The sequence below is a fragment of the Achromobacter spanius genome, from assembly GCF_002966795.1.
In the GTDB taxonomy this organism is placed as follows: Bacteria; Pseudomonadota; Gammaproteobacteria; order Burkholderiales; family Burkholderiaceae_B; genus Achromobacter; species Achromobacter spanius_D.
Map to the genome: position 1 here is coordinate 5,389,122 of NZ_CP023270.1, position 19,601 is coordinate 5,408,722.

At 66.1% G+C, this 19,601-nt stretch carries 18 protein-coding genes; 9 read left to right on the plus strand and 9 right to left on the minus strand.

Annotated features, from left to right (window positions below):
* Positions 1-20 precede the first annotated feature (20 nt).
* Positions 21-551: an META domain-containing protein gene (locus tag CLM73_RS24410; protein ID WP_105240618.1), complete on the minus strand. Its 531-nt coding sequence runs from the start codon at positions 549-551 to the stop codon at positions 21-23.
* A 339-nt stretch (positions 552-890) separates the two neighbouring features.
* Between CLM73_RS24410 and CLM73_RS24415 the strand changes: the two genes are divergently transcribed.
* Complete coding sequence (locus CLM73_RS24415) at positions 891-2,009, plus strand: acyltransferase (protein ID WP_325048244.1); 1,119 nt, start codon at positions 891-893, stop codon at positions 2,007-2,009.
* Here the strand turns inward: CLM73_RS24415 and CLM73_RS24420 are convergent.
* Positions 1,990-2,307 carry a helix-turn-helix domain-containing protein gene (locus tag CLM73_RS24420; protein WP_234015732.1) on the minus strand — a complete coding sequence of 106 codons (318 nt, stop codon included), beginning with the start codon at positions 2,305-2,307 and terminating at the stop codon, positions 1,990-1,992. The genes CLM73_RS24415 and CLM73_RS24420 overlap by 20 nt on opposite strands.
* Before the next feature lie 648 nt (positions 2,308-2,955).
* Between CLM73_RS24420 and CLM73_RS24425 the strand changes: the two genes are divergently transcribed.
* Both CLM73_RS24425 and kch read left to right on the plus strand, forming a co-directional pair.
* On the plus strand, positions 2,956-3,777 hold the full coding sequence (locus tag CLM73_RS24425) for a response regulator transcription factor (RefSeq protein WP_105240621.1): 822 nt from the start codon (positions 2,956-2,958) through the stop codon (positions 3,775-3,777).
* Positions 3,778-4,169: 392 nt separating this feature from the next.
* Complete coding sequence (kch, locus tag CLM73_RS24430) at positions 4,170-5,381, plus strand: voltage-gated potassium channel protein (protein ID WP_105240622.1); 1,212 nt, start codon at positions 4,170-4,172, stop codon at positions 5,379-5,381.
* Here kch and CLM73_RS24435 read toward each other — a convergent pair.
* Positions 5,358-6,980, minus strand: coding sequence for an EAL domain-containing protein (locus tag CLM73_RS24435; protein WP_234015733.1), 1,623 nt, complete (start codon positions 6,978-6,980; stop codon positions 5,358-5,360). The two genes, kch and CLM73_RS24435, sit on opposite strands and share 24 nt — an antisense overlap.
* A gap of 236 nt (positions 6,981-7,216) precedes the next feature.
* Between CLM73_RS24435 and CLM73_RS24440 the strand changes: the two genes are divergently transcribed.
* From CLM73_RS24440 to CLM73_RS24465, 6 genes are all read left to right on the plus strand, one after another.
* Positions 7,217-7,678 carry a hypothetical protein gene (locus tag CLM73_RS24440; RefSeq protein ID WP_325048245.1) on the plus strand — a complete coding sequence of 154 codons (462 nt, stop codon included), beginning with the start codon at positions 7,217-7,219 and terminating at the stop codon, positions 7,676-7,678.
* Positions 7,668-8,414, plus strand: a complete 747-nt coding sequence (phbB, locus tag CLM73_RS24445; RefSeq protein WP_105240625.1) for an acetoacetyl-CoA reductase — start codon at positions 7,668-7,670, stop codon at positions 8,412-8,414. The genes CLM73_RS24440 and phbB overlap by 11 nt, the downstream gene beginning before the upstream one ends.
* Positions 8,415-8,463: 49 nt before the next feature.
* Positions 8,464-9,345 carry an EamA family transporter gene (locus tag CLM73_RS24450; protein ID WP_105240626.1) on the plus strand — a complete coding sequence of 294 codons (882 nt, stop codon included), beginning with the start codon at positions 8,464-8,466 and terminating at the stop codon, positions 9,343-9,345.
* 127 nt (positions 9,346-9,472) lie between these two features.
* Positions 9,473-9,985, plus strand: a complete 513-nt coding sequence (locus CLM73_RS24455) for a sigma-70 family RNA polymerase sigma factor (protein ID WP_105240627.1) — start codon at positions 9,473-9,475, stop codon at positions 9,983-9,985.
* A complete protein-coding gene (locus tag CLM73_RS24460; protein WP_105240628.1) occupies positions 9,982-10,947 on the plus strand; it encodes a DUF4880 domain-containing protein in 966 nt (321 codons plus the stop codon). The genes CLM73_RS24455 and CLM73_RS24460 overlap by 4 nt, the downstream gene beginning before the upstream one ends.
* 92 nt (positions 10,948-11,039) lie before the next feature.
* The gene (locus tag CLM73_RS24465) at positions 11,040-13,493 is read left to right on the plus strand and encodes a TonB-dependent siderophore receptor (protein WP_105240629.1); all 2,454 of its coding nucleotides are present in this window, start codon (positions 11,040-11,042) and stop codon (positions 13,491-13,493) included.
* On the opposite strand, the gene CLM73_RS24470 is transcribed toward CLM73_RS24465, so the two are convergent.
* The 6 genes from CLM73_RS24470 to CLM73_RS24495 form a co-directional block, all read right to left on the minus strand.
* On the minus strand, positions 13,490-14,095 hold the full coding sequence (locus tag CLM73_RS24470) for a WG repeat-containing protein (RefSeq protein ID WP_105240630.1): 606 nt from the start codon (positions 14,093-14,095) through the stop codon (positions 13,490-13,492). The two genes, CLM73_RS24465 and CLM73_RS24470, sit on opposite strands and share 4 nt — an antisense overlap.
* Before the next feature lie 86 nt (positions 14,096-14,181).
* Positions 14,182-15,159, minus strand: coding sequence for a Bug family tripartite tricarboxylate transporter substrate binding protein (locus CLM73_RS24475; protein WP_105240631.1), 978 nt, complete (start codon positions 15,157-15,159; stop codon positions 14,182-14,184).
* 71 nt (positions 15,160-15,230) lie between these two features.
* Positions 15,231-16,460, minus strand: coding sequence for a tricarballylate utilization 4Fe-4S protein TcuB (tcuB, locus tag CLM73_RS24480; RefSeq protein WP_105241701.1), 1,230 nt, complete (start codon positions 16,458-16,460; stop codon positions 15,231-15,233).
* Positions 16,447-17,862 (minus strand): FAD-dependent tricarballylate dehydrogenase TcuA, encoded by a 1,416-nt coding sequence (gene tcuA, locus CLM73_RS24485; protein ID WP_105240632.1) that lies wholly within the window; start codon positions 17,860-17,862, stop codon positions 16,447-16,449. The genes tcuB and tcuA overlap by 14 nt, the downstream gene beginning before the upstream one ends.
* Before the next feature lie 77 nt (positions 17,863-17,939).
* Positions 17,940-18,866, minus strand: a complete 927-nt coding sequence (locus CLM73_RS24490; protein ID WP_105240633.1) for a LysR family transcriptional regulator — start codon at positions 18,864-18,866, stop codon at positions 17,940-17,942.
* A 3-nt stretch (positions 18,867-18,869) separates the two neighbouring features.
* Entirely contained in the window at positions 18,870-19,568 is a 699-nt protein-coding gene (locus CLM73_RS24495) for a glutathione binding-like protein (RefSeq protein WP_105240634.1), read from the minus strand.
* Positions 19,569-19,601 lie beyond the last annotated feature (33 nt).

Here is a 19,601-nt window from a genome sequence, read left to right on the forward strand (position 1 = left end):
ATCGTTCAGCGAAGCGGGATTCAGGGTGTCGGCGGATCCTGGCGGCGCTCGAACTCAAGCACGTCGCCGCCACGCAGGTTGAACGTCAGGTGGCGCGGCGCGCCGCCGCTATCCAGCGTGAACGTGTCGATGGCCCGCAGCGCGCGCAGGTAGTCGGCTTCCAGCTTTGCACGCTCGGGCGGCACGCAGGCCATGCGCGTGGTGGCGGGCGCGTCGATGACGAGCTTGTTGCGCTCAAGCTTGTACGTACCCGTGTAACGGTTGCAGCCGGAGAATCCGTTGACCTGGTACTGCTTGCCTTGCGCGAGGAAGGTCAGGCGGATGGGCTCGCCGTTGTCGCCGTGCGGAATGTCGCGCAGCGCGCCGCCCGGTTGCGCCCAGCGGACCAGTTCCCAGCTCGTCTGCGCCAGCGAGTCCTTGCTGGTGGCGGCGCTGGCTGCAGCGGCGCCTTCTGGACGCGCGCCACCGGTCATGCCGGCGCATCCGGCCAGCGCCGCGGTCAACAGTCCCAGGCAGAGCACCCTGCTGGGCGTGGACAGGAAGTTGGGCATGAGCGAGCCTCCAATTGATGCGTACCGTCGTAATGTAACCGGCCTGCGGCGCATCACGCGTTTTTCTCCGTCCGACAGCCGTATCCAAAAGATGCACGATTGAGCCGGAGGTTCTAGCTCCGATGATCGCGGGTTCTGCATCGAATGCCGCATGGCGGGGGTAAGTCGCCGCGAGCAGAATCAATGACAGTTGATGACTCCGGCCTAAAAAGTAATACAGGGAAAGAGGAGCGGAGCCCGCGACAACCGCATGCGCAGTGTCCGGCCCATCGGGCCTGAGAACAATATCGACCGGGGAGATGCGCGATGGGCTTCTTGAGAACCTTACTGGCTTTGTCAGTGGTCCTGGACCACCTGGGCGGAGGCTATGCCGATCAGCTTGTCGGCGGCAGGCTTGCCGTCCAGCTTTTCTACGTGATTTCCGGCTTCCTGATTTCTTACGTGCTGACGGCGACGGATCACTACCAGGGCGCCACCGGCAAGTTCTACGCCAACCGCTTCCTGCGGCTGTTCCCGATCTATCTGGCGGTGGCGGCGCTGACGCTGACGGCCCACATCGTGAGCGGAGGCTCGTTCTTCCGCATCTACGAAGCGCTGCCCTTCAGCGCCGAAGTCTTCCTGTTCCTCTCCAACCTCTTCATCTTCGGCCAGGACTGGCTGATGTTCTTCGGCATCCGCGACTCGGCCCTCGCCTTCACCGGCAGCTTCGCGAACAGCGACGTGCCGCTGTACAAGGGCCTGCTCGTGCCGCAAGCCTGGACCCTCGGCGTCGAGATGAGCTTCTACCTGGTGGCGCCCTTCGTCCTGCGCTCGCCGCGCCGGCTGCTGGCGTTGCTGGCCGCCTCGCTGGCCCTGCGCGCAATCCTGATCTGGACCGGCGTCGGCCGCTCGGATCCCTGGACCTACCGTTTCTTCCCGACAGAACTGGCGCTGTTCCTGATCGGTTCGCTGTCGCACCAGGTGCTGCTGCCGCGCATGAAGGCCTGGACGCAGCGCGTCAAGCGCCTGCCCGAGCTGGGCACCGGCATCCTGTTCCTGTATGCGGTTGCGCACTTCTCGATCGGCATCAATCCCACCGTGCGCGATGGCCTGGCCGTCCTGCTGTTCGCCGCGCTGCTGCCGCTGGCGTTCCTGTTCCAGTCACGCCACAAGCTGGACAAGGCAATTGGTGAACTCAGCTATCCGCTGTACATCTGTCACATGCTGGTCATCATGGCGTTCAGCTGGCTCATGCACGATGTGCAGGAGCATCAGCCCATGCTGTTCGCCGCCATGGCCATCACGGGCTGCATCGGGGTCTCGGCGGTGCTGAACTACCTGATTGCGGATCCCGTGGAGCGCCTGCGCAGCCGCCTGCGTACCGACTCCCGCGGCGCCGGCGCCACCGTTCCCGCCGATGTCCGGCCGCGCCCGCAAGTTCCCGCGCAACCGATGGGGACTATTCGCCGCGTGCCTTGATGTAGGCGCCCAGCACCAACTCGATCTGACGCTTTTCCTGGTGCGAGAGTCGGGCGTAAGACGCGTAGGAGATGGTTTCGAAGGGCCAGGCGGGCGGGTCGGGAATTTCGCCCAGCCTGCCCGCGGCAACATGGCCGGACGGCGTGTCGAGCATCGGCCCCTCGCCGGTGCTGAGCCACAACGGCTTGACGCGCAGGGCGCGCGTCAGCTTGATGAGCGCCTCGCTGGACGGCTGCTGGCGCTGTCCGCTTTCGTAGTTGCCAATCGCGCTTTGAGACAGATTGCTTGCGACCGCCAAGTCTTTTTGAGTCCACCCCTGAAGCATTCTTGCATTGCGCAGACGATGGCTAAACGTGTCCAATCGATCAACCTGAGACATTAATTTGTATGGTTTTTTTGGATTAAAGCATTTCAAATCCGCGGCCAAATAAAGGGATTAGACCCCAATTTCCGGGTTAATCCACAAATCGCCGCATGGCCCCCCTGGCCAAACGCACGAGCTGCCGCGCGCCCTTTCCGCCGTGCTGCATGCCGCCCCATAAAAGTCATATCTTTCATCGACTTGCAGCGCCTTACTTCACCGTTCGGCGGCTGCCGTGACGCGACGGCCGCTGAACACCCCGGGAGTGAAAAGGACGCAAGAGTTTATGGGTATCGAATCCGGCGAAAGAGAAAATAATGTATCGGTAATACATAATATTTTTCTGTCGCAAATCGAGGATCAAACGCTGTTTCAACGGATGCCCAGCCGATCCACTGCCAAGTTCTGTTACCGTCCGAAACCATAGAAACGTATCTTCACAAAAAAACACGCCCGTGTTTAAATGCAACACAGGCGTGCTCTGGAAGGGGAAGCGCCGCAACGGCCGGCAACGGCATGGCTCTGCCAGACGTCCGGCTTTTTTTTGGCGCCAGCGCCTGCCGCGACGCCTCATTGGAAGCATCAATGAACAACACGCTGGATGTCATTTTTCTTGGCCGTGACGACGCCAGGCATGCCAGACTCGTCGAGTCCCTTTCACATCTGGGATTCAACGTCCGCCGCTGCCACGATCTCGTGGATGTCTACGACCGGTTTTCCCGCCGGCCCAGCCCGCTCGTCGTCCTGGAAGCCCCGCTTACCGATGTGCACAATGCCGCCGTGCGTCTGCGCGCCATCGATCGCAGCCTGGGCATTGTGGCCATCGCCCCATTCACCGATTCGGAAAGCCGCATCCGCACGTTGCTCTGCGGCGCGGACGCTTGTCTGCCGCCGGACGTGACCGGCCTGGAGCTTGCGGCGGTACTGCAGGCACTGGTGCGGCGCGCGGTCGGTCTGGACGGCATGGATCCGGGAGCGGGCGCGGATTCGGGCGCATCCGAAGAGCCGGCCCAGGAAGGCTGGCGGCTGGCGAACAAGGGCTGGACGCTCATCAGCCCCAAGGGCCGAACTCTGGGTCTGACAACCGGTGAACGCGACTTCCTGTCGCGGCTGGTGAAGTCGCCCGACCGCAAGATCAGCCGCGACGCCTTTCTGGCCGACGGCGCGGACGAAGCCGACAGCGGCATCACGCGCCGCCGCTTCGTGGACGTGATGATCAGCCGCCTGCGGCGCAAAGCCGCGGCCAATCAGATGACGTTGCCCATACGCGCGGTCCACGGATGGGGCTACATGTTTGCAGCCGACATCACGCTGGATCTGGACTATCGGGTAACGGCGCCATCCGCGCGCGCGGACGGGCAACAGGCCTGGCGCAGCGAAGAAGCGGACGCGAACGCGTCTGCCTGAAATCGCCCGGCGCAAGGCCGACAGGCGAAAAAAACGCGGCGCTGCCCCCGAAGGGTAAGACGCCGCGCTAAAACAACACGTGAACCCGGAGTCATCGGCCGGCACCGATGCCTTCTACCTGGATCACGCGATTCCAACATTCGTGCCTCATACTACTCACGCACGGTCCGACCGTGGCCCGCGCCGGGTCTCTAGTCCCTGCACTGGCTGCAACGTGATCAACGCCTGGCAGTGCGTCCACCCTTGCTGCTGGGAGTGCGTTACTGCCATATCGGCGGTGTTCCTTCCGGATAGCCGCCTGATGAGGAAAGTTTAGGACCTCGGACGCGTTTCCAGTAATTCTTTGTTGATAGTCTTCCATACCAGATTGATATAGGAAGCCCTTGCCTTCCATGCCCCTGCCCCAGCCATCCCTGCGCCATCGCCTCCGCAAGATACTGGCGTTTTTCCCGCCGAACTGGTGCCTTGCCATTCTGGTGGCGCTGGACGGATACGCCTTCATGCACCCGGTGCTGCGCGAAGTCCGCGCGCGCGAATATTCGTTCTGGCTCGCGCTGGACAACTGGCACGAGATCATGCGCGTGGTCGGTCTGCTGGAAATTCCGCGCCTGGTGCTCGGTGTGGGCTTGCAGGTGATTGCGCTGGGCTTGATCCTCAAGGCGCGCATCGCCTGGGCGTTCTCGCTGGTGCTGCTGATCGGCATCGGCACGTTCGCCATCCTGGGCGATGGCGGCCGCGCGGGACTGGGCATCTACACGCTGGTCCTGGTGATTGCGCTGGTGGCGTACTGGCGGCGCTTCGATCGCGCCAGCGTGACGGCCGGCTCGCTGTTTGCGCTGGTCAGCGTGCTGTCGCTGATGATCTACGCGGTGTTCGGCACACTATACCTGGGCAACGAATTCAATCCGCCCATCCTGGACGCCGGCACCGCGCTGTACTTCTCGATCGTCTCGATGTCCACGGTGGGCTACGGCGACATCGTGCCGCATAGCGGCACGGCGCGCCTGTTCACGGCGTCGATTATCATCCTCGGCATTACCGTGTTCGCCACCTCCGTCAGCGCGATCGCCGGACCGGTGATCGGCGGCAATCTGAAACGGCTCGTCAAAGGCAGGTTTTCTTCGGCCATGAGAAAGAACCACATCATCATCGCGGGCGCGACGCCCCTCGCGCTGAGCGTCTACCAGGGCCTGCGCAACCGAAACGAAGAAGTCACCGTCATCGTGCCAACGGGCGTGGCGCACGATTATCCCGCAGCCACCGACCTGATCGAAGGCGATCCCTCCAGCGTCGACGTGCTGCACGTGGCGGGCGTCGCGCGGGCGCGCTATGTGCTGGCGCTGCGCGACGACGACGCGGAAAACGCATTCATCGTGCTGGCCGCGAAGGAAGCCACGGGCACCGACGGCGCCAAGACCGTGGCGCTGGTCAACACCAGCAAGCATCTGGAAAAGATCCGCCGGGTGCAGCCCGACCTGGTGTTTTCGGTGCAACTGCTGGGCGCGGAAATGCTGACGCGCGCGATCAACGGCGAACCCATGGACAGCCAGGCCATCACCGACCTGTTCTTTGCCAAGCCGTCAGCCAACGCCAAGACCACTTGAGCGCGATTGCGGCTCGCCCACTGGTTCGCCCGTCGGCGCGTGCCCGGCATACCACGTCACGAATTGATCCGACGGCATGGGCCGCGCAAACAGATAGCCCTGGATGAACGCGACGCCGCGTCCGGTGAGATAGCGGAACTGCAGATCCGTTTCAACACCTTCGGCCAGCACCGCCAGGCCCAGGCGATGCGCCAGCGTGATGATGACGTCCAGCACCGGCGCGTCTTCGCCGGTGGGTTCGATGGCATGCACAAAGCCCTTGTCGATCTTCAGGTAATCCACAGGAAAGCGCTGCAGATACGACAGCGAGCAATGGCCGGTACCGAAGTCGTCGATGGCCACGCGCACGCCTTGCGCGCGCAGCGCGTCGATGTTGCGCCGCGCCTGGCCGTCGTCGGTGATCAGGCTGCGTTCGGTGATCTCCAATACCAGGGTCGGCTCACGCTGAGCGATGTTGGCGGCGAAGCGTTCGACGTCTGCGGTGAATTCAGGGCAGGACAAATGTTCGGCCGCAATGTTGACCCCGACATGAAACCCTGGCGGCGTAACCCAGTTGCGCATGTCGCGTTCGATCAGCGCGAACAGATGGCGCGTCAGCGGGACGATCATGTGATCGGCTTCAGCCGCGGCAATGAATGCATCCGGCCGCACGAAGCCCCTGCCGGGCCGCTCCCAGCGCAGCAGCGCCTCGACGCCGCTGCACTGGCCCGTTGCATGACCATACACAGGCTGGTAATGCACCCGGAATTCGTCCGCGCGGATGGCGCGGCGCAATTGCTCCTTGATGGATTGGCGGTTTGCCTGAAGGCGGAATGCGCCCAAGGCCAGACCAAATCCGATCAGCGCCGCGGCGGGCAGGTAGGTCATCATCAATTGCTGCCACGCCTGCACGACGGCTTCGGCCGGCGCACTGACGCGGATGGTCAGGGATGCGCGCCCATCGTGGCTGGTGGTCTCGCTGTAGACCAGCTCGCGCGACGCCCCCGCCGCCCCCTTGAAATCATTGTGGATGGGCGCGCCGCCCTCGCCCACCTGCAACTCGATGCGGTAATCGCGCAGGCTTGCCACGGCGTTCAGCAGATCCTGCACGTAACGTCCGTCGACCACCACGACACCGCTATGGCCGTCGGCCCCGGGCCGGCCCAGCAGGATCGCCGGCCGTTCGGGCGCCAGCGGCGTGCCGGCCACCGTGAAGCGCCACTGCTCGGGCGGCTGGCCGGATACCCACTTGCGAAACTCCGAAACCGGATAGTCGGCCTTGCCGACGGCCGACGAGCAATAGATGCGATCGCCGCGCACCAGAAACAGGGACCGCAGATACGGGTTCAGTGCGCCCCAGCGTTGCAGGTCGGGCAGCGCTTCTTCGCACGACAGCGCCGTCAGTGCCGCCACCCGGTCCGACAGCGTCCACGTCTGCGTCAGGATGTGCTGCGTCTGCACCCGCACGATGCGCGCGGCCGACTCGGCTTGAACGCGTTGTTCCTTCTGCGCGTGCCACCACGCCCAGCACACGCAGGCGACGACCGGCAGCACCAGTGCCAAGGCCACGGGCAGATAACGCCACGAGGGAACACGTTCCGTCAGGCCTGATGTCGGCAAAGGGTCTCCGCGGCAGTGGGGGGCCATTAGTGCAGGTGCATCGTTGCGATGGGACACCATGTGCGGCGCTGCGTCAAGAACTGCGTGTGCGCATGCGCCTTGCGCAAGGATCGGGTCCGCAACGCTGGCCGTACCACCGCCCGCTGGGCTATCGTTGACTGGCAAACCCCTCTGCCGACGGCATGAGGCTCGTGTGTATTCGTTTCCCCTTAGCACGCCATTTACAAGGACGGATGATGAAGAAAGCAAATGCCTCCCTGCCCGCCGGTCTGACCGGCGCCAACGTCGCCTTCTGCCAGCGCCTGGCCCAGCTTGCGCAGGAAAGCCAGCAGCGCTGGCTTGAAATGGGCCAGCGTCTGGCTGGCGACACCACCGGCCAGTACCTGGCCACCCTCTCCCCCTTGAAGCCCGCCGCCAACTGGCAGGATGTTGCGCCCGCCATGGGCGAACTTGCGCGCAAGCGCTGGCAGACGCAACTGGAAGCCAGCCAGGCGCTTACCCACGCCGCGCTGCAGGAGCAGGCCACCCTGGCCGCCGGCGTGGGCGAAGCGATGTGCGAATGGTTCAAGCAGGCCAACATTGCGGCGGCCGACAACTCGCCCTTCGCGCAGATGTGGTCCACGATGACCAACCAGATGGCGGCCGCCTGCGCCGCCATGCAGGACGCCCATCAGCAGGGAGGCCGCCATGACCGCTAAACGGACCGCCCTCATTACAGGCGGGACGGGCTGCCTGGGCCGCGCCATCGCCGTGGCCCTGCACGATGCGGGTCACGACGTCATCGTGACCTACCATTCCAGCGAGAGCGCGACGCGGGAATGGATCAAGGAAGAGGCAGCCAACGGCCGCACCTTCGCCATGTACAAGGTCAACGTGGCGGATTTCGACGCCTGCCAGGCGCTGGCGCGCAAGCTTGAGGAAGACGGACGCCAGATCGACATCCTGGTGAACAATGCCGGCATCACGCGCGACGCCAGCCTGCGCAAGATGAGCGCGCAGAACTGGGCCGAGGTCATGCACAGCAACCTGGATTCCATGTTCAACATGACGCAGCCGCTGTGCGGTCCGATGGCGGATCGGGGCTGGGGCCGCATCGTGAACATCTCGTCGGTGAACGGCAGCAAGGGCGCGTTCGGGCAGACCAACTACGCGGCCTCCAAGGCAGGCATCCACGGCTTCACCAAATCGTTGGCGCTGGAGGTGGCCCGCAAAGGTGTGACGGTGAACACCGTGTCGCCCGGCTATCTGGCCACGCGCATGGTGCAGGCCGTGCCGCCGGAAGTGATGCAGGAAAAAATCCTGCCGCAGATTCCCGTGGGGCGGCTGGGCGAGCCCGAGGAGATCGGCGCGTTGATCGCGTTCATTTGCAGCGACGCGGCGGGATTCATGACAGGCAGCAACGTGGCCATGAACGGCGGGCAGCATATGTATTGACGGCGGTTGCCGACGCTGCGCGCGCCGGCCTGCCGCATCCTTTTAGTTCATGTCCCGCAACGCCGACCTCTTCCTGACTGCGCTGGCCCCCACCATCTGGGGCAGCACCTATGTCGTCACCACGCTGATGCTGCCGCCGGGCTATCCGCTGACGGTCGCCATGCTGCGCGCCCTGCCTGCGGGGATTCTGCTGCTCTTGTGGGTCCGTGCGTTGCCGCACGGCGTCTGGTGGCTGCGCGTGTTTGTGCTTGGGGCGCTGAATTTCTCGGTGTTCTGGGCGTTGCTGTTCGTCGCCGCCTATCACCTGCCGGGCGGGGTGGCGGCCACGCTCGGCGCGATCCAGCCGCTGGTCGTGATCGCGCTGGCCCGGCTGCTGCTGGGGTTTCCCGTGCGCGGGCTGTCCGTCGTGGCGGCATTGGCCGGGCTGGCCGGCGTGGCCCTGCTGGTGCTGACGCCGAAGGCGGCGCTCGACCCGGTGGGCGTCGCGGCGGGACTGGCCAGCGCCGTGTCGATGGCACTGGGCACCGTGCTGAGCCGGCGTTGGCAGCCCCCCGTCTCTGCGCTGGCGTTCACGTCGTGGCAGTTGACGGCGGGCGGCGTCCTGCTGATTCCCGTCGCGCTGCTGGCCGAGTCGCCGCTGCCGCAGTTCACGCTGGTCAATGTCATGGGCATCGCCTGGCTGGGCTTGGTCGGCGCGGCGCTGACCTATGCGCTGTGGTTCCGCGGCGTGGCGCGGCTGGAACCCGCAGCGGTGTCGTCGCTGGGCTTTTTGAGCCCGCTTTCCGCCACGGTGCTGGGATGGGCGATCCTGGACCAAAGCCTGTCGCCGCTGCAACTGGCGGGCATGGCGGTGGTGGTGACCAGCGTCTGGCTGAGCCAGCGCGCGCAACGCCAGACCGCGCCAGCAGTAGCGCCGCGGGCAGCGCGCTGAATGCCAAGTTCGCAACGCGCGGGCCACAGCCGGCACATCGCAGGCGGCTGGCGCGATTGTCTTGCGCGGCGATCCAAGTTATAAATAAGAGTTATTCCTATTAACAATTTCGCCGCGCCGCCCGTCCATGGACTCCCCCGCGTACCAGAACATTCAACGGCTTTACGCGGAACACCACGACTGGCTGCTGGGCTGGCTGAACCGCCGCGTCAACAATCGCGCGGACGCCGCCGACCTGACGCAGGACACGTTCTGCCGCGTGCTGACGTCGCCGTCGGCCACGCCCATTGCCGAACCGCGCGCCTATCTGCTGACGCTGGCGCGCCGCCTGACCATCGACCTGTGGCGCGCGCGCGATGTCGAGGCGCGTTATCTGGACGCGCTGGCGCACGAGCAGGAACCCGTTGCCGCCTCACCCGAAACGCTGATGATCCTGAAGCAGGCCGTGCAGGAGATCGACGCCCTGCTCGACGGACTGCCCGTGCCGGTCAAGCACGCGTTTCTGCTGAACCGGCTGGATGGCATGACGCATCCCGCCATTGCCCAGGCGTTGGGCCTGTCGCTGGCGACGGTCGAGCGTCACGTCAAGCGCGCCTTTCTGCACTGCCTTGCCGCGCGCCGCGCCGCGCAAGCGCCATGAAGACGCTGTCCGCCGGTGACGCGCTGACCGATCGCGCGGTCGACTGGATCGTGCTGCTGACCTCGGGGCAGGCCTCCGACCGCGACCGCCAGCGCTTTGAACACTGGCTTGCCAGCCATCCCGACAATGCGCGCGCCTGGGCCGAGGTCGACGGCCTGATGCAGCAACCCCTGTCCCGGCTGCGTGACGCCACGCGCGACGCACCGGGCCCGGCACGCGCGGCCCGCACCGCGCTGTTGCAAGCCAGCGGGGTGAACCGCCGGCGCGTATTGAAGCTGGCGATGCTGATGGCGGGCGTCGGCGTGGGCGCGCTGGTCACCGACCGCTATGTACCACTGGCCGGCCTGTCCGCCACGTATTCCACCCGCACGGGCGAACGCCGCACTTATGCGCTGGCCGACGGGTCCGTGCTGACGCTGAACGCGCGCTCGGCCGCCGACGTGCATTACGACGACGCGCAGCGCACGGTGGTGCTGCGTCAAGGGGGGCTGTACGCGGACGCGCATGCCGATGCGCGGCCGTTTGTGGTGCGCACGCGGCATGGCGAGGTCACTGCTGCAGCAGCGCGCCTCACCATCAGCCAATTCGACGGCTACTCCGTCGCGGGCGCCCTGCAGGACGCGCTGACGCTGCGGCCGCGGCGCGGCGATGCCATGGAATTGCCGCAAGGCGCGTCGGCGGCGTTTGACGCCGACCGCGCCTGGGCGCACGACGACACCGCGCAAGCCGGATGGCGCAACGGCATCCTGAGCGTGCGGGATACGCGGCTGGAAGAGGTGGTGGAACAGTTGCGCGCCTATCAGGCCGGCCTGATCCGCGTGTCGCCCGAGGTGGCGGCGCTGCGCGTCTTTGGCGTGTTTCCGCTGGACGATCCGCGCCGGGCGCTGGAAGCGCTGGGCGACACGCTGCCCATCCGGGTGCATCGCTACGGGCCCTGGCTGACGGTGGTGGATGCCGCCTGAAAAATAATCGGCCGGCAGTGAGGGGATTGCAGATCGGTAGCCGTCATGACTTGTGACGCAACCGAAATCCTCTTACTGCTTCCCCTGCCAACATGAAATTTCCCCTGCCCCCCGGCGCCGCGCTCGTCGCCTGCGCGCTGAGCGCCTGCGTGCTGACCCGACCGGTCCACGCCCAGAACACGCCTGCCGCCGCGCAACAAGCCTCCCTGGCCTACGACCTTCCGGCCGCGCCGCTGGCCGACACCCTTAGCCGCATCTCGCTGCAAAGCGGCAAGCCCATTTCGGCCGGCGCCGAACTGGTGGCGGGCAAGCAGGCCGCGCCCGTGCGCGGGGTCCTGAGCGCCGAAGCGGCCGCAAGGCAGGCGCTGGCGGGCACCGGGCTGGAACTCGTCGTCACCCGCAGCGGCGTGTTGACCGTCCGGCCGCTGCCGGCAGCCAGCGCGGTGACCGCGTTGGAACCCGTGGTGGTCACCGCCAACGGCGTGATTCCGCCCAGCGAAGGCACCGGCTCGTACACGATGCCGGAATCGTCGTCCGCCACGCGCATGCGCCTGACGATGCGCGAAACGCCGCAATCGGTCAGCGTCATCACGCGCCAGCAGATGGATGACCAGGGCATCGTGAGCGTCGCCGGCGCGCTGGAGCAGACGCCCGGCATCACCGTCGTCCAGGACAACTCGGAAGGCTACAGCTTCTACTCGCGCGGCTTCCAGCTGCAGAACTTCCAGTTCGACGGCCTGCCCAGCCTGTCCAGCGACGGCGGCAACGTCCGCGACAACTACAGCATCACCAACACGGTCATCTATGACCGCATTGAAATACTGAAAGGCGCGACCGGCCTGGTGAACGGCGCGGGCTATCCGTCTGGCGTCGTCAACTTCATCCGCAAGCGGCCCACGCAGGAATTCCAGGGCAGCCTGAGCGCGGGCGCCGGCTCGTGGGACCGCTATCGCAGCGAAGTCGACCTGGGCGGTCCGCTGACGGAAAACGGCAAGATCCGCGGCCGCGTCGTCGGCGCCGCCGAGACCCGCGGCAGCTACATGGATTACGCCAGCGGCAAGGAGTACGTCGGTTACGGCATCCTGGAAGCCGATCTGACGCCGCGCACCAAGGCGTCCATCGGCGTGGACTATCAGCAGAACAAGAACGACGGCACCAGCAACACCCATCTGCCGGCCTTCTTCTCGGACGGCTCGCAGGTCAGGTTCTCGCGGTCGACCAACCCCGCGGACAAATGGGCGTGGCGCAATCAGGACACGACCCGCGTCTTCGCGGACATCGACCACCAGTTCGACAGCGGCTGGCGCGTCAAGCTGGCCGCGGCGCATCGCAACTACAGTTCGCGCGAACTGATCTCCGGCATGAGCAGCGCGCTGATCGACGTGGACACCCACAGCATCGACCACGGCTTCTACACGGGCGGCGCGGCACGTTTCAACACCGACTCGCGCGAGAACACCATCGACTTCCAGGCGTCCGGTCCCTACACCCTGTTCGGCCGCCAGCATGAACTGGTGCTGGGTTACAACGCCGCGCGCACGCATTCGCAATCGAACCGCTACGACGGCAACACCGATTCGCTGATCGATGACGCCTTCAACTGGAACAACAACGCCGTCGAGCCCGATATGTACGAATGGTGGCTGACGCACAATATTCTGGTGAACCAGAAGATCCTGTACGGCGCGACCGTGCTGCGTCCCACGGATCGGCTTGGTGTCATCTTGGGCGGCCGCTGGACGGACTACGAATGGAGTCTGGACGGCAGTCTGGGCAACGGCCGCAGCTCGCATTACGCCACCACCGTCGACAACAAGTTCATCCCCTACGCGGGCATCACCTATGACCTGGACAGCCGGCACACCGTGTATGCCAGCTATACCGACGTGTTCAAGCCGCAGGCGTACAACTTCGACGCCAACGACCGCCAGCTGGATCCGCTGACCGGCAAGAGCTACGAAATCGGCGCCAAGGGTGAATACCTGGACGGCCGGTTGAACGCCAGCATCGCGCTGTTCCAGCTCAAGCAGGACAACGTCGCCGAACTGGATCCCAGCGGCGCGTCCACGCCGTCGGGCGGCACCGCCTACATCGCGATTCCGGGCGTGACGACGCGCGGCGTCGAGCTGGAGGTGTCCGGCGAAGTCATGCCGGGCTGGCAGGTGAACGCGGGCTACACCTACAGCCGCTCGCGTGACCGCGACGGCAAGCGGGTCAGCACCACGCAGCCCGAACACCTGTTCAAGCTGGCCACCGCGTATCGTCTGCCGGGCGACTGGCACCGCCTGACCGTCGGCGCGAACATGCTTTGGCAGAGCAACACGTATTTCTCACAAGACATCGGCGAGAACAATCATCGGTTCACGCAGGACGCTTTCGGCGTCCTGGGACTGATGGCGGGTTATGACTTCAGCAAGGACCTGCGGCTGACCGTGAACCTGAACAACGTGCTGGACAAGCACTATTACTCGGGGATGGGCAGCTATAACTCGGTCTTCTACGGCGCGCCGCGCAACGTGTACGCGCAACTGCGCTACAAGTTCTAAGGCTGATCTTGCGGACGGGGCGCTCCGCTGGGCGCCCCGCGTGCCGCCTCCATCTCCGCCCGCAATGACATCGCATCCGGCCGCATGGGCAGCGACAGCCGCCCTTCGCGGTCGATGGCGCCCCATTCCCCGCCCGTGACGTAACTGTGTTCGCCGTCGCGCGTGCGCTCGATGCGGCAACCCTTGCAGACTGCGGCCAGGCCGCCCTCGAAGCGGTCGACCCAATCGTAGGGCGTTGCCAGCACGCGGTTGAGCTGCTTGTCGTAGTAGGCCATGCCGCCGGCCCACGGGCCGCGCGTCAGGCCTTCCTCGAAATCGTCGGCGCCATTGTCGAACGTGACCACGGCCACGGCGCGGCCGTCGGGCCGGACCCAGTGCCACGAGCCATTCGCGGTCGCGGGCGACAGGCCGTCGACGCTGAAATCCATGCGCGCCAGCACGGCGGGACGGAATTCGACGCTGTCATTGGTGGCGCGGGCGCAGTGCTGGACGTGTTCCAGAGAGCCTTCCGCTTCCTTGTCCGCAAAGAAGCACGGGAGATCGTATTCGATGGCATGGCCCGAGGTCAGGGCCAGCGAGGTAAGCAAGGCGGCGATCAGCATGCGGGGCATCCTAGCATGGTGGTTGGCGGACGATTTGCCCGCCCGTCGCCCCGCAACGCATGCGGCGCCGAGGGCCGCATGCTTCCTCAGTTCACCGTGGCGCCCGAGTCCTTGACCGCCTTCGCCCACGCCGCGATCTCGGTCTGGATGAACTTGCCGAATGCGGCGGTGTTCACGCTGGAGGCGCGCGCACCCTCTTCCAGCAGGCGCTGCTTGACCTCGGGCGATTCCAATGCGCCGGTCAGGGCCTGGTTCAGCTTGGCCACCACCGCATCCGGCGTGCCGGCCGGCGCAACGATGCCGTGCCACGACACCGCCTGAAAGCCGGGCAAGCCGGATTCAGCCATCGTCGGCACGTCGGGCATCGCGGACGAACGTTCGGGCGACGTCACGGCCAATGCGCGCAGCGTGCCTGCCTTCACATGCGGCAGGACGCCCGGAATGGTGGTGAACATGAAGTCGATCTGGCCGCCGATCAGGTCCGTGATCGCGGGGCTGCCGCCCTTGTACGGCACGTGCGTGAATTGCAGCTTGGCTTCGCTCTTGAACATCTCGCCCGCCAGGTGCCCCGGCGTGCCGGCGCCCGCCGAGCCCATGTTGGTCTTGTCGCCCTGCGATCGGATGTACGCGATCAGCTCCTGCACGTTCCTGGCCTTGACGTTGGGGCCGACGACCAGCACGTTCGGCACGGTGGCCAGCAGCGTGACGGGCGTGAAGTCCTTGACCGCGTCGTAGGAAATGCGCGAGTACAGCGACGGGTTGATGCCGTGCGTGCTGGCGGTGGCCAGCAGCAGCGTGTAGCCGTCCGGCGCGGCCGAAGCCACCTGCTTGGCGGCGATGGTGCCGTTGGCGCCGCCCTTGTTGTCGATCACGATGGTCTGGCCGAGCGTCTTGGCGGCTTCGGCGGCGACGGTGCGGGCCAGGATGTCGGACGTGCCGCCCGCCGAATGCGGAACGGCCAGCGTGATCGGCTTGGCGGGAAAGGTCTGAGCGTGCGCGGCCGGCAGGGCCGGCGTCAGACAGGCGGCCAGCGCGCAGCGCGCCAGCAGTCGAGTGCGGAACATTGATGTCTCCAGGGTTGTGGCCTGCGGCGCCTCGCGCGGGCGCCGTCAGGCCGGCGGTAAGGCCGGTCCGGTCAGTCCGAACCGAGCTGCAGCTTGTTGGGCTGGCGTTTTTCGATGGACCACTTCAAGAGCGCGGCCGAGCGGTAGATGCCGTGGGCGAACTTGCCGTAGGGCAAGGTCAGGAAGAGCGCCATCACGACGCCAAGATGGATCGCCAGCAGCAGCGCCATCGCGCTGCCGTCGCGGCCGGCCAAGAGCGCCAGGCCCGTCGCGCTGGTCAGGAACAACAGGACGATGAAGCCCCGGTCCATCGGCTTTTGCGCCGCGTCTCCCTGCAAGGGGTGGCGCTTGAAATTCAGCCACAGCAAGCCGGCCGGCCCGATCAGCAGGCCAATACCGCCCGCGGTGCCCAGCAGCACCGGCGCACTCAGGATCGGATACGGCGCCTGCTGATCCAGCAGATAGTGATAGAGCGTGGCGACACACGTCGCCGCGAAACACAGCATGAATCCGTAGAACGTGAAATGGTGAAACCGCCGGCGCCACAGCGTGAAGGCATCGTCGGCGTTGTTGCAACCCTTGCCGTGGCCGCCGTCCAGATAGCGCAGGCGCAGCGCGTCGTGCGCGGCCTCGGCCACCGCCGCGCCGGACGCCGCGCCCGGACTGACGTTGCGCCAGAAGCGCGTCACGCCCACCGCCAGCGCCAGCATCGAAAAGCCGAACACCACGCCAAACATCAGCGCCAGCGTGTTGTGCGGGAAAACGGCGTAGAAGTTGCCCGCCATCGGCTCATGGAAAAGGCCGCCCGCCATCACCACCGCCAGCACCAGGAACAGCGCCAATCCGGCGGCCGTGGCCAGCGACAGCGCCAGGCCATTGCGCTTGTACAGCGTGCCCAACGCCGCGGGCCACGCGTAATCGGTGTAGGTCTGCATCCGCACCTTGGCCATGGCCTGCGGCACGTTGACGGCGAACTCGTGCGGCGGCGCGTACTGGCACGCGTGCAGACAGGCGCCGCAGTTGTGGCACAGGTTGGCCAGGTAGTTCAGGTCGGCCTTGCCGAATTCCAGGCGGCGCGTCATGGCGGGGAACACCGCGCAAAAGCCCTCGCAGTAGCGGCAGGCGTTGCAGATCTGCATGACGCGCGCCACTTCGGTCTCGTCATCGGTCAGCGCTTCCGTCAGCGGCTTGGCGCCCCGCGCGTGAAAATGCACCGGCTGCTCGGCGGGAGCGGGAGCCGGGCCGGACTGATTGGTGGAAAAAGACTGCGCCTCGCGGGCCAGGGCTTCAAGCTGCTTCACGTTGTGCTCCCGCAGGGGTTTGGCCGAGCGCCGCGGCGGCGGCGCGGGTGCCGGCAATGCGGCCGAAGGCGGTGCCGATGGACATGCCCACGCCCGCCGTGTAGCCCTTGCCCAGCACATTGCCGGCCATCATTTCGCCTGCAACAAAAAGGTTGTCGCTGGGCTTGTCCTTGAACCGGACCGCGGCGGTGTCGTCCACCTTCAGGCCCAGGTAGGTAAAGGTGATGCCGGGCCGCAGCGCATAGCCGTAGAACGGCGCGGTGTCGATCGGCCGCGCCCAGTGCGTCTTGGCGGGCGTCACGCCTTCGGTATGGCAGTCATCCAGCGCGGTGTGATCGAACTTGCCCACGCGGCAGGCCGCGTTGTAGTCCCCGACCGTCTTCTCGAAGGTGGCCGGGTCCAAGCCCAGCTTTTGCGCCAGCTCGGGCAGCGTGTCGGCCTGCACGCCCGGAAAGACCGGCGGCATGAAGCGCCCGATCGCCTTGGCGTCGATGATGGAATAGGCGATCTGGCCGGGCTGCATGGCCGTCAGGCGCCCCCAGATTGCGTAACGCTTGGGCCAGAAGTCCTCGCCCTCGTCGTAGAAGCGTTCGGCGTCGCGGTTGACGACCACGCCCAGCGACACGCAATCGATGCGCGTGCAGATGCCGCCGTCGTACAGCGGCGCGCGGGCGTCGATGGCCACGCAGTGCGATTGGGACGGGTCGCCGATGCCGTCGGCGCCGGCATCCAGCATGAATTTCAGCAGCACGCCCATGTTGAAGCGCGTGCCGCGGATCAAAAAGTTGTCGGCCGGCCATTCGCCGCGCTCGTTCTGGCCCCAGGCCTCGCGCAGCCATTCGCGGTTGGATTCGAAGCCGCCCGCGGCCAGCACACAGGCGCGGGCCTCGATGCGCTCATCGCCGATGCGCGCGGCCACGAAGCGGCCGTTGTCCAGTTCCAGCGCATCGACGGGCGCGTTGTACTGGATCTGCACGCCCAGCGCTTCGGCGCTGCGGTAATAGGCGTTGACCAGCGCCTTGCCGCCGCCCATGAAGAACGCGTTGGTGCGCGCCACGTGCAGCGCGCCCGACAGCGGCGGCTGAAAGTTCACGCCGTGGCGGCGCATCCAGTCGCGACAGGTGGAGGACTCGCGGATGACCAGCCGCGCCAGGTGTTCATTGGTCAGCCCGCCCGTCACCTTGAGCAGGTCCTGCCAGTATTCTTCTTCGGGATACGCGTCGATCAGCACGTCCTGCGGCGCATCGTGCATGCAGCGCAGATTGCGCGTGTGCTGGGAGTTTCCGCCCCGCCATTCCTTTGGCGCCGCTTCCAGCAGCAGCACGCTGGCGCCGGCTTCGCGCGCCATCAGGGCCGCGCACAGCGCCGCATTGCCCCCACCGATCACCAAGACGTCAACCATGCCATCTTCCCCAATTCAAGGGGCAGACTCTACGCAGCGGCGCGCCGTTGCGATATCAGGCAGGCGTCAACGGGTGTTCACGATTCGTGAAGAGCAACCACGGCCCACTTGCCCTCACGGGCCAGGGTGCGGGAGACGTCCGCCAGCACCAGCCGGGCCGCCAGCGCCGCGGGGGACAGTTCCTCGTCCGACAGGCTGGCCAGCAGGTTGGAGCGGAACAGATGCGCATCGTCGATGCGCGCCATCTGCAACTGGCCCGGCGCGATGCGCGCGGTGGCCGAACTGGGCTGGATCGTCGCCGCGCCGCCCTGCTGCACCACGTCCATCAGCAGCGACAGGCCGTCGACCTCGGCCACCACCCGGGGCGTGCGCCCCAGTTGCAGGAAGGCGTTGTTGACCAGCGCGCGCAGGCCGTGGCGGCCGCTGGGCAGCACCAGCGGCAGGTCGGCAATGGCCTCCAGCCGCGTCGTGCCGCCCGCCGGCACGCCCGGCATGTCGGGCCGGGCAAAGAGAAACAAGGGCTCGTCCAGCAGCGGCATCACGCTCCAGCGGCGCGCGGCCTCGGCATGGAACACGATGGCCAGATCCAGCAGGCGGCCGTTGAGCATGTCGGTCAGGTGTCCCGACAGCGCTTCGACCAGATGCAGCCGGATGTCGGGGTAACGCGCGTTCATGGCCTGCAGGAACGGTGCGCCCAGCACTGCCGCCGTCGTGGACGGCAGGCCCACGCTGACGTGGCCGGCCAGCCGCGCCTGCTGGGCGGCCTGGACGGCGTCGTCGGCGTGGCGCAGGGCCAGCTGCGCCTGCCGGAAAAACGCCAGCCCCGCGTCCGTGGGCACCACGCCGCTGGCGCTGCGCTGCAACAGCCGCGTGGACAGTTCGCCTTCAAGACGGCTGATCTGCTGGCTGAGCGCCGACGTGACCATGCCGATCGACATGGCCGCGCGGCCGATGCTGCCGGCCTCGACTACGCGCACGAAGTAACGGAGCTGGCGCAGTTCCATCGATCAGCCCGGAATGGTCAATCCCTTGGCGACAGCGGGCCGCGCGACGAACGCGTCCAGTACGCGCGCGACATTCTTGAACGACGAGAAACCCACGAGGTCGCCGGCGTCGTAAAAGCCCACCAGGTTGCGCACCCACGGGAAGATGGCGATGTCGGCGATGGTGTACTGGTCGCCCATCACCCAATCGCGCCCTTCGAGGCGCTGGTCCAGCACGGCCAGAAGGCGCTTGGACTCGTCCACGTAACGGTCGCGCGGGCGCTTGTCCTCAATGTCCTTGCCGGCGAACCGATGGAAAAAGCCCAGTTGGCCGAACATCGGTCCGATGCCGCCCATCTGGAACATCACCCATTGCAGCGTCTCGAACCGCCCAGCCGTGTCCGCCGGGATGAACTGGCCGGTCTTGCTGGCCAGGTAGACCAGGATCGCGCCGGACTCGAACAGGCCCAGCGGCTTGCCGTCCGGCCCGTTCGGGTCGAGGATGGCCGGGATCTTGTTGTTCGGGCTGAGCGACAGGAACTCGGGCGTGAACTGGTCCTTGGTATCGAAGGCGACGCGGTGGACCTCGTAGGGCAGTCCGGTCTCCTCCAGCATGATCGAGGCCTTCACGCCATTGGGCGTCGGCAGCGAATAGAGCTGGATGCGGTCGGGATGCTGGGCGGGCCACTTCTTGGTGATGGCAAAGGCGTCTAGGGAGGACATGCGGGGTTTCTCCGGGGGAGGCGGGTTGGGTGA